General features: G+C 49.4%; 2 protein-coding genes. Both read right to left on the reverse strand.

Going from position 1 to position 2,665, the window contains the following annotated elements; genetic code table 11:
- Positions 1 to 146: 146 nt before the first annotated feature.
- Positions 147 to 1,529, reverse strand: coding sequence for a tetratricopeptide repeat protein (locus tag HKN79_11090; protein ID NNC84111.1), 1,383 nt, complete (start codon positions 1,527 to 1,529; stop codon positions 147 to 149).
- Between the two features lie 71 nt (positions 1,530 to 1,600).
- Positions 1,601 to 2,665: DUF4331 family protein (locus HKN79_11095; GenBank protein NNC84112.1), on the reverse strand; the 1,065-nt coding region annotated here is incomplete at its 5' end.

The following is a 2,665-nucleotide window of genomic DNA, read 5'->3' on the forward strand; positions in this document are numbered from 1 at the left end:
ATTGGATGGAGGACATACAGCTGGACTATGTCGATGCCCTGATATTCGATCAATGAAAGCGAATCCATAGATGGCGGTATGAAGAAGGCGACCTGATAGAGTCTACCAGGTCGCCTAGCTATGACCTACAACCAAAAATCCTAGTTCTATAATGTGGCCATTAATTCTGTTGCTGTTTTGGAATACATATCGGACTGATATGGATTCATCTTCTTCGAGAGGAGGAGATAATTCTTGCCTACTTCGTCATTTCCTTTTTCAACCTCGATCAAGCCTTTCAGATTTAGCAATTCATGGGATTGAGTATTCGTGCGTGTAGCGACATCCAAGTGCTGGGCCGCCTTATCTACATTGCCCATGGCAAAATGGATTTGAGCAAGGAGTTTATTGACCTCAATATTCTTTGGACGTTGCTCATACTCGACCATCGCACGTTGTAACGCTGCTGTATAATCCTGATCGAGATGCAGATAGGCTTTGGCATACTCTATATCCATACGGTGACCATGTAGTTCATCATCGGCCATCATATTCAATACTTCTTGGAATTTCTGTTGAGATTCTTCCTCTCTATCCGTGCTCGCATACAGTTCTGCCATCTGCACATAGAAAGACACTTCAGGGATGACCGCTATAGCCGATTCCAATAGTTCTTCTGCCTGAGCATACTCACCCTTCTTCTGGGCAACACTCGCCAGAGCGGCTGTTGCGAAGGGATAGTCCGGTCGCTCGGCCAGAGCTTGTCTGTATTGAGCTTCAGCTGCTTCGAGATCTCCGGTCTTCTCATGCAATTGACCAAGGGTCAGTCTGCACCATGCCGTGTTCTCATTGCCTGGATAGCCGGATTTCACCGCCAGGTCCATAGCTTCCTTTGCACCTTCCATATCCCCATGTATTTCTCTTAGATACGAGGCACGGGAATAGGATAGGAGGTCAGGACGTAAATCCATCATCTTCTCGGCAAATACGATGGCTTCTGTATACTGTCCGAGTTCTACATGCGCATCGACCAATGCACCGTAGATCTGTGCGTTGTGAGGTCGTAATGGTACCGCTTCCAAGGCCACATCTCTGGCTTCTGGAAATCTGTGCTGAGAAAGCAGCACGGCCGACTTCATACTGAGCGCATCGAATCGTTCATCATCGCTGATCCCAGGTACGGTCAATACATGATTCAGAATATCGAGGATGGCCGGATAGTAATGTCCGTGCTCACCAGTGATCCGCGCCTCATTCATGAAGATCTGGGACATCCGTATAAGGCTAGATACATGATCGGGTTCTTCTTTCAATCGCTCGGTCAGTTGAGCGACTACTTGGATGGTGCGATCCCATTCAGCCGTTTCGCTGAGCGCACCGGTACGAATGAAGACATCAGGGAGCGCCTGCTGCGAAGTCTGTGTAGATGAGTGGATCATAGTGTCTTTTTTATGTGTCTTGGCTTCACTGCACCCATTGAGGATGAGTAGTGAGCTTAGGAGTATCGCGGTCAAGAGATATCCTGCTGTTGTAGGGGTCATAGTTCTCATGGTATTCGTTGTTTGCGGATACAGGGAGCCGCACATCATCTATGGATGACGACTCCCTATAACCTGTTTTTTTACTTGGTCTTCACTGATTTGATGGATTGGACCACCTTACCATTGGATACTACCTGGGTGAGGTAGATGCCTTCTGGTCGATCCTCACCGATCCACTCTACCTGATATCTGCCGGCCTTCATATCCTGGTCCACCAGTGTGGTGACCAGACGGCCTTGCATATCGTATACGTAGATACCCACTTGTCCTGGGGTGTTCACGGTATAGGTGAAGGTGGTGGAGCTTACAAAAGGATTTGGAGCTGCCACCAGACTTACTGCTGGTACATTGATGCCCAATCCCTTCACGGTCGAGGTAGGTGTGCTCATGCTTTTGGCCTGAGTCACTGCACCTCCGCATTTCCCGGTTCCTTCCCATGGCAGTTGCACATAGGGGAATCCACTTCTGAAGGTGGTGTCGTTCTCTTCTACACCTGTACTGTACGTCAATACGTTCAGGAGATCCTGTGTCACTGGATTCGGATCACCTGCAGTGTAGTCATCATACCATAGACCGATAGCGGCCAAGGCAACACCACTCACGGCTTGCAATTCGATACGTGTCACGTCATCTTCCAGTCTACGTCCGTTCGGGAATCCATCCATGTTGGGGATGAACTGCAGATCAGCAGTAGATGCGTATTGAGGATCGGTAAGACCGGCCACAGCTGCGGCCACTATACCGAGGCTACTGAAAGCAGGGTCCTGACGGTCGGTAGGTGGTACGGCCATATTCAGTCGCAACATGTCACCACCGTTGGGTAGGAAGTTGTTGATGAATGGCTTACCGGCTGCCAATGGGTTTCCTTCTTTCCCTGTAGCTAACTGATACGGTGGGAAGTTGGGTACACCCGTATGGAATATAGGCCATAGGTCCACACTACGTGGCATACCGGGACCAGGCAATAGGAGGGTACCGAAGATGTCATCATCCAAGGCGGTTCCTTCTACAGCTGGAGAACCTTTCAGTGCAAAGAGTCCATCCTGTCCGTTTCCGAAATCAAATCCTTGCAAGGAATTGTGCTGGATACGGAGTGGAGACAGAGCCGGAACAGCAGGGCCGAAGAGGTCATCATCCATATAGAG

It is taken from the genome of Flavobacteriales bacterium, from assembly GCA_013001705.1.
Classification (GTDB): Bacteria; Bacteroidota; Bacteroidia; order Flavobacteriales_D; family JABDKJ01; genus JABDLZ01.

Coding starts and splice junctions, on each gene's coding strand:
- HKN79_11090 (NNC84111.1), bottom strand. CDS start 1,529: ATGAGAACTATGACCCCTACAACAGCAGGATATCTCTTGACCGCGATA.